At 46.1% G+C, this 7,239-nt stretch carries 7 protein-coding genes; all 7 read right to left on the reverse strand.

Annotated features, from left to right (window positions below; translation table 11 throughout):
- Window positions 1-706, reverse strand: a 706-nt coding sequence (locus IT392_04795) for a pirin family protein (GenBank protein ID MCC6543804.1), incomplete at its 3' end; no start/stop codon positions are given.
- Between the two features lie 27 nt (window positions 707-733).
- Window positions 734-1,828, reverse strand: a complete 1,095-nt coding sequence (locus IT392_04800) for an ABC transporter ATP-binding protein (protein ID MCC6543805.1) — start codon at window positions 1,826-1,828, stop codon at window positions 734-736.
- 126 nt (window positions 1,829-1,954) lie between these two features.
- The gene (gene modB, locus IT392_04805) at window positions 1,955-2,611 is read right to left on the reverse strand and encodes a molybdate ABC transporter permease subunit (GenBank protein ID MCC6543806.1); all 657 of its coding nucleotides are present in this window, start codon (window positions 2,609-2,611) and stop codon (window positions 1,955-1,957) included.
- A gap of 4 nt (window positions 2,612-2,615) precedes the next feature.
- Complete coding sequence (gene modA / locus IT392_04810) at window positions 2,616-3,413, reverse strand: molybdate ABC transporter substrate-binding protein (protein ID MCC6543807.1); 798 nt, start codon at window positions 3,411-3,413, stop codon at window positions 2,616-2,618.
- A gap of 18 nt (window positions 3,414-3,431) precedes the next feature.
- Window positions 3,432-4,586 (reverse strand): hypothetical protein, encoded by a 1,155-nt coding sequence (locus IT392_04815; GenBank protein ID MCC6543808.1) that lies wholly within the window; start codon window positions 4,584-4,586, stop codon window positions 3,432-3,434.
- Between the two features lie 64 nt (window positions 4,587-4,650).
- A complete protein-coding gene (locus tag IT392_04820; GenBank protein MCC6543809.1) occupies window positions 4,651-4,962 on the reverse strand; it encodes a LysR family transcriptional regulator in 312 nt (103 codons plus the stop codon).
- A 179-nt stretch (window positions 4,963-5,141) separates the two neighbouring features.
- On the reverse strand, window positions 5,142-7,239 hold a 2,098-nt coding region (gene mprF, locus IT392_04825), incomplete at its 5' end, for a bifunctional lysylphosphatidylglycerol flippase/synthetase MprF (GenBank protein ID MCC6543810.1).

The raw sequence follows: 7,239 nt of genomic DNA on the forward strand, positions 1-7,239 counted from the left end.
CTATAAACGGATCTCTTTGCATATCGAAATAGTTAACACCTTCAACATCAAATGAAAAGGGATTCTTTTCATTACAGAAGTATCCTGTTCCCTCAATAACGTATGCAAAGACCGTATGACCACGCTTTGTCTGGTGGGTGTATTTGGACCCGGCGCTTACAGTAATGTCAAAATACTCAGGGTCAATTACAATGTCCTGAACAGGACCCTGAATGTTCCCCAGCTTTCCTGATATTACCTTGATTTTTGTGCCATTCTCCAATACAACCTCCGGTATATTTTTGCTAATTATTTCCCGGTATCGGGGTTCCATCATCTTACTGCTTGCGGGCAGATTGGCCCAGAGCTGAAATCCACCCATCAGTCCGTTTGGATCACCCTTGGGCATTTCCTGATGTATTATCCCGCTGCCAGCGGTCATCCACTGCAGGTCACCGGCCGATATTACGCCCTTGTTACCCATACTGTCACCATGTTCCACCTTTCCGCTGAGGACATATGTTATGGTCTCGATGCCGCGATGAGGATGCCATGGAAACCCTTTTAAATAGTGCTCCGGCTTGTTAGATCGGAAATCATCCAGAAGCAGGAACGGATCAAGCATTGGGACTTCACTAAACCCAAAGACCCGTTTCAGGTGAACTCCTGCGCCTTCAATAACCGGCTTACTTTTCAATACCTTTCTTATCTTTCTGACTTCATACATCTTTATCCTCCTTTTTCCGGTTTCTCTCTATGGTATTACCCAAAGGTTTTCCTTTTTGAGGGACACCCTAATGCGCTTTCCTTTATCGAGGGATAACTTCCTTGCCACGAAATTTGGAATTTCTATCTTTAGAAAGGTATCTCCGCTCCCGGTTTTTAAAAACATAATCTGAGTTGAGCCTTTGCCTATGATTGATATAATCTCCCCTTCAATAATATTGTCGTGCACTCTATTGTCAAGGGGTCTGTCAGGCCTGATTATCATGACCTCCTCAGGTCTAATGCAGAATGAAACATCCTGACCTGTCCGCAACTCTGTCCCCTCTGCAATAAAAGCCTTAACCAGTCCTATGTCCTTGTTCCGCATCGTAACCAGATGGCCATCCAACCCCTCTATTGTCCCGTCAAAAATATTCCGTGTACCTATGAACCTTGCAACACTTCTTGTCCGGGGCCTGTAGAATACCTCTTCCCTCGGGCCTGCCTGTTCGATGCGCCCGTTATTTATCACCGCAATCTTCTTACCCAGCATATAGGCCTCCTCAAGGTCGTGCGTCACGAGTATTGTTGTAATGGGATAGAGTGTGTGGATACGCAGGAGATCCGCCCTGAGCTTCTCCCTCACCTGAAAATCGAGCGCTGAGAAAGGCTCGTCCAGGAGCAGCACCCTAGGTTCGATGGCCAGGGTCCTTGCAAGCGCGCACCTTTGTTTCTGTCCTCCCGAAAGTTCATGAGGAAATCTCTTTTCAAGTCCGCTGAGCCTCATTACGTCAATGAGTTCCTCAACCTTTTTTTGAATAAGAGAACGTTCAAGCTGATTTATGCCGTAGGCAATATTCCCATATACAGTCATATGGGGAAAAAGTGCGTAATCCTGAAATAAATAACCGATACGTCTACTACGCACAGGCAGGTCTATATGATTCTCCGAGTCATAGACCCTTTCATCACCTATTTCTACAACCCCCTCATCTGGTACAACGATCCCCGAGACCATCTTGAGGATCAGGCTCTTGCCTGCCCCTGATGGACCGAATAATACAAGAAGGTCTTCTTGTACCGAAAGGTTCACGTCTAAACTGAAACCGTCAAAAGATTTCTTAAGATTCACCTTCAGGTTCATCCGATAATCCCCCGTCTACGATGATTGAAAAGTTGCCGAAAGACTCTTGTAGTTGCCCGATTTATTGGGCTTTAAGCAGCCTGATTTTCATGCCCCTTTGTGAGGCAGCGGCTCATGACAGTTCATTCAAAATCTCCCTTTGGTAAACCTCTCTGCAATGTAGAGCACAAGAAAAGAAAAGAGCGTAATGATGCCGACAAGGACATTGGCCGTATGAGCGTCTCCACTCTGTACTGCATCGTATATGGCAATCGGGAGGGTCTGTGTCCTCCCCGGGATATTGCCGGCCACCATGAGGGTAGCGCCAAACTCCCCTGTAGCCCGTGCGAAGGCCATCACTACTCCGGCCAGGATCCCGCGCCACGCTATCGGCAGCGTTATCGTTCTGAAAATATAGAGCTCCGTTTTACCAAGTAGGCGCGCGGCATCCTCAAGGTCGTCACCGACCCCCTCTATAGCGGCCTTAGCCGGTTTTACAAATAACGGCAGGGATGAGACTAATGCTGCCAGCACGGCCCCCTTCCATGTGAACACGATCTGTATTCCCAGGACATCATCAAGGAACCTCCCGATGGGACTCCCTAATCCAAAGGTGCTTAACAGATAGTAACCGAGTACAGTCGGCGGAATCACCAGAGGCTGCATTATCAGGACATCGAGAACAGTCTTCCCGATAAAAACCTTCTTTGCCAGGACCCAGGCCAGCACCAGGCCAATTGAGGCGGTAAAGACCGTTGCAATGAAAGAGACCTTGACAGTCAGATATAAAGGAAAAAGGTCCATCTTGTTAAGGTATTATAAAACCATATTTTTTCATGACCAAACTCCCGAAAGGCCCCTTCACATAACGTATAAAAGATGCTGCTGCTTCCTTATCCTTAGAGTTTTTCACGATCCCCGTGGTCTGGTCTATAGGATTATGAAGAGAAGGGTCTATCTCTGCATAAGTTATCTCCGGCACATTTGCCAGAGAGAGAGCAACTATCCCTGCCTGAGCATTACCTGTCTGTATGAATTGAAGGGTTTGCCTGATGTTCTCCCCGTAGACAAGCTTTTCCTTCAGTCTATCCCATAGACCGGCTGATTTCAATGCCTCCATGGCCGCTCTTCCGTATGGAGCATGTTCCGGATTGGCAATCGCCACATTTCTAATATCAGGCATCAAAAGGTGTTTCAAATCTCTGACTTCTACTCCAGAGGATTTATTTACGGCGAGTACAATCACCCCCTGTGCATATCGCTCGACAGAGGATGGAATGACATGGCCATTGCTGCTCAAATCCTCAAGATACTTACGGTCTGCAGCAAAGAAGAGATCAAAAGGAGCCCCCCCGGAGATCTGCTTTGCGAGCATGCCGGTGGAACCGAATGACAATATAACCTTAATACCGGTCTCTTTTTCAAACACCGCGGCTATGTCTTTGAATGCAAAGTTTAGGTCTGACGCTGCAGCTACAGTGATACTTCTTTCACCGGCAACCGCCGCATTCCCCGGTAGTATTATGCATGGCAGGGCTGCAATGATCAAAGAAAAGAGAAACTGACGCATCATTGATCTCCTTATTTTTATGGTGTGCCATTTCATGAATCACCAGCACCCTGTCTAAAAGACCGTGATGGCCTGAACAAGAAATAGATTTCCTATCCTGGAACCGGTTGCATCCGTTTCCTGGGCAGTAACGACAGCACTCTTGCCGGCATCCCTGATCAGATAATTTGCTGTTATCCTGCTCTTACCTTTCAGATAGTATGTCATGCCAAAAGTAGTCGTCTTCAGATGACTGTCTCCCATATTAGAGTCCTTTTCAAAGTCTTCGTATCTTGCGAGGACCTCCAGAGCATTTATATGAGGAACCCTGGAGGAGGCCTGAATATACCACCCCCCGGGCTTTTGTGTTTTTCCCGAAGAAACACTCGCTGTTGCCGCATCCCAGTTTTCCCAGCTTGCCGTCAGGTATTCACCTCTTAAGTGAAATCCTGAATTCAGAATGTACTCCGCATCCAGACCGTATGCGGTCTCCTTTACCGCTATTTGCTGTGTCTCACCCTCTCCTCTTCCTGTATAGCCGGAAAGTCCGAGATTGAACCCTTTGACAGGGGAGATGCTGACCCTTCCAACAATATCCTTTTTCCCGTTGTTGTCCCCCTTGTTGATGCCGGCCCCATTGATCAGGGCCAATCCATAGGTAAGGCCGCGAAACTTCTTAATGCCTCCGTCAATCCTTATCCCGATGTCTCTGAAACTTCCCCCCTGTGTCCCCAATTTCCCGGCGATATCATTAATGGACTCCGCCCTTAAGACAGGGACCCTGTCCGGCGTCCCCTCGTACCCTTCTAAGGTAAATGGGTACTTTAGCTGTCCAAGGGTTATAGTGGTGAGAGGATGCAGCTTATAAATTATATACCCATCCCACAGCTTAACACTTGCCGGACCGCTGGCCGGGCTCGGGCCGTCAAAATTCCCTGTTACCCTGTATCCGATCTGATCTGTTAAGTTCCCCTTCACATCAATCCTTGCCCTTCTGATGCGGAACTCGTTGTCCACCTTCTTCGCCTCTGTCGTCTGGTTTGAAAGGTCACTTTGATCCGACCGGTACCACCCCTCGACATAACCTGCCACCCCTGGTATTAACTCACTCGCTCCCGCCTCTCCGGTTTTACCCGTATCCTGGGCTGCAGCATTGCCTGTTAAAAAGGAGAACATCGTAAACAAGATCGTTAAATAAACAGCTCCTGCAAATCTCAACTGGTACAGCATGTTCAACTGCCCCCTTTCATCGGGCGTTATCGTTAACAAAGCATAACGATTGATAAATCAATATTTATATCTTTACTTTTAACACCTCTTTTTCTAAAAAGCTCTTGAATCTGGCATGCAGTTCCCGGAATACCGATACAGCTCTATCACCTGCAGCAGTCAGCATCGCACCTCCACCTCCTTTGCCCCCGGTGGCTGTCTCAATAAGAGGCTTCCTTGCCTGCTTGTTAATGGAATCAACTAGTTCCCATGCATGCCTGTAAGACATATCCATTGATTTTGCCGCCTCTGATATGGAGCCATATTCTTTAATCCTCTCAAGCAGGATAACTCTGCCATATCCCAGAAATGTTCCGTTCTTTCCCTCGATCCATATCCTTCCCTTTCACTCATATTCATCTCTCTTAACAGAGCTGTCTGCAGGGCTTCTTTTTTTACCGGATGGTTTTAAATCAGGTCTTGATACTTTCATGTACGTAATATACAGATGGGAATAACCCTTGTCAAGTGCGCATGTCTTTTAACGTATAACATATCCTCATAATTGTAGACAATTTATTTGGAGACAACTCCTGTTAACCCTTTTGCGATAAGGGAAGCAAGGTTTGCAAGAATGCGCGGCAGTGCAAGGCCTCCTGGAGAGGCAAGATATTTAGGTTCCCACTCAGGGTCATATTTTTCTTTATATTCACGAAGGCCCTGAAAATTATAAAAGTGTTCACCGTGACGAAATACAAATGCTCCCAGTTTATTCCAGAGAGGGGCAAGGGCATGGGCTTCAAAACCTGACAAAGGGGCCATCCCAAGATTAAACCAGTTATATCCTTCGTTTTTTCCCCAAAGCATAATTTCTATAAAAAGATAATCCATAAGACCATTAGGGGCATCAGGAATATGCCGCATTAAATCAATTGAAAGTTCTTCCTTTTCACCTCCACACCATATGTTGGCAAATGCCATAATACTGTTATCCTTTCTGACTATTGCCGCCGGAAATTCTTTCAGGTATTCCTCATCAAAAAACCCAAGGGAAAAACCCTTCTCTCTGGTATTTTTTTCAGCTAACCATGCATCAGATATTTTCTTAATCTCTGGTAATATCAAAGGAACATCATCCTGCTTGATTATCTCAAACGTAAATCCATCCTTCGTGAGTTTGTTATGAGTTCGTCGAAAGTCTTTACGGTTGCCACCGTCAAGAGAAAATGATTCAAGTCTGACATGGCCTTCTTCTCCAAGTTTGAGCAAGGTGAGACCAAGGTCAAGGTACAGGGATAGGTTTTTCTGTTGAACTTCATAAAATACAGTCCATCCATCTTGGCGGTCACAGATCTCCCTGAAATGCCAGATAAGCTCCGGCATTTCTTTCTCCTCACCTACAGGGTCTCCCAGCGCCACCCAGCTGCGCCCTTCAACGCTATACATTATAAATGCTTCCTTGTTTTCACTAAAGAGCAGCGATTTATCCCTGAGCAGAGCAAGATTAGCAAAAGTATTCTGTGAGTTCCTGATTATACTTCTTGCAGTATCCAAATCTTCCATCAGTAGAACTTCGGGTTCAGGCGGAGCAGGGCTTAGAAGCCTTACCATTGCGAAAACCAGGGCAGCCCCAATCGCTCCTATTGTTGCCCGCAAAAATCGCGGTACATCTCCGGAAAGGGTCATGCGCCACCAGAGTTCATTGGAGTATTCAACATGTTTATATGAAAACATCCCAAACCAGACAGAACATATAAGTATAAGAATTATAGCTCCGACCCATCCAGGCGAAAATCTCTCACTGGTTAGAGACGCCTTGCGGTAAAAGTGTTTCCGACATGGGATTAATGCGAAACACATCACTGCTAATATAGCGGCCTCTTCATAATCAGCACCTTTCAGCAAAGAAAATACAACTCCGGCAAAGAGTAGAAACAGCGTAATAATATATGCACCGTCAAGCCTCCGCTGAAGCCCCCAGGCAATGATCAAAAGGCACATACCAACAACGCTGCCAAGAAAATGGGAAACTTCGATGACGGGTATTGGCAGAATATCCTGAAGCCATTCATAACGCCAGATAACCGTTGGGGTTGAACCTGAAAAAAGGAGAATTGCTCCACCAAGAAACGTAATATATGCGAATGCATGTGGTAAAAGCCGTGGTATCCATTGCCCGAATACTGAAGATACCTGTACAACTACCTTCTTTTTCTGAAGAAACTCGTGGACTCCGAGAAGCACAGTAGCAACCCCGAGAGGCAGGAGGTAATATATCCCCCTGTAAACAATAAGTGACCCAACTACAGAGTATGAAGGTAATGTTCGTGAGAGAAGAATTAAAACAATTGTGTCAAAAACCCCAAGGCCGCCGGGAACCTGGCTAACCAGACCGGCAATCTGCGCCAGCAAAAAGATACCAAGAACATTGGGATATGATAGTGCCTCTGAGGATGGTAATAAGAAATAGAGTACACTTCCCGCTATGGACCAATCCACACATGATATAATTATCTGTGAAATAGAAAGCCCTGGACGAGGAATAGGAAATTCAAAACTCCGGATTTTAAAAGGCTTCTTTTTTAAAATACTCAGCAGCAGGTACCCTGCTGTCAGAATTAGAAAGAGTATTCCGATAGGTTTAACGGAGGTAAAAGGGAGATGAAGTGACTCA

This window comes from Nitrospirota bacterium, assembly GCA_020846775.1.
GTDB lineage: Bacteria > Nitrospirota > 9FT-COMBO-42-15 > HDB-SIOI813 > HDB-SIOI813 > RBG-16-43-11.

Excerpts from the sequence above, each read along its gene's own strand:
- IT392_04800 (MCC6543805.1), bottom strand. The coding sequence starts at position 1,828 with ATGAACCTGAAGGTGAATCTTAAGAAATCTTTTGACGGTTTCAGTTTA.
- modB (MCC6543806.1), bottom strand. The coding sequence starts at position 2,611 with ATGGACCTTTTTCCTTTATATCTGACTGTCAAGGTCTCTTTCATTGCA.
- modA (MCC6543807.1), bottom strand. The coding sequence starts at position 3,413 with ATGAAATGGCACACCATAAAAATAAGGAGATCAATGATGCGTCAGTTT.
- IT392_04815 (MCC6543808.1), bottom strand. The coding sequence starts at position 4,586 with ATGCTGTACCAGTTGAGATTTGCAGGAGCTGTTTATTTAACGATCTTG.